Genomic DNA, 408 nt, shown 5'->3' with positions numbered 1-408 from the left:
AAGTTCCACCCAATCGCCTCTTTGAGGTTTTTTATCAAGATCGGTAGCATCCACGATAGTGGAATCCATAGAAATGCGTCCAACAATAGGAAGTTTTTGCCCATTGAAATAAACTGCACTCTTATTCGAAAGAATACGTGGCCAACCATCTGCATAGCCGATAGAAATGGTTGCAAGAGTGCTCGGTCTGCGGGTAATGAAGCTTCCTCCATAACCAATAGGTACTCCTGCGTCAATAAAGCGGCTTTGTAAAACTTGGGCTTCAAGTTTTAAAACAGGCTTAAGAGGTGTTGGGTATTTTCCGTGAGGGTCGACACCGTAAAGTGCAATGCCTGGGCGAACAAGGTCAAAATAGAAATCGTTCCCAAGAAAAATGCCTCCAGAATTGGCAAATGAAACTTTACAGGT

The 408-nt window shown here is 43.4% G+C and carries 1 protein-coding gene; it reads right to left on the bottom strand.

Features of this window, described 5'->3' with window-relative positions; translation table 11 throughout:
- Positions 1-408 (bottom strand): alanine racemase (locus J7R10_RS09130; protein ID WP_208436515.1); only part of this gene is annotated, 408 nt, incomplete at both ends.

It is taken from the genome of Bartonella vinsonii subsp. berkhoffii ATCC 51672, from assembly GCF_902825225.1.
In the GTDB taxonomy this organism is placed as follows: Bacteria; Pseudomonadota; Alphaproteobacteria; order Rhizobiales; family Rhizobiaceae; genus Bartonella; species Bartonella berkhoffii.
Note: the sequence above shows the minus strand (reverse complement) of the source record. Positions and strands in the feature narration are given on the sequence as shown.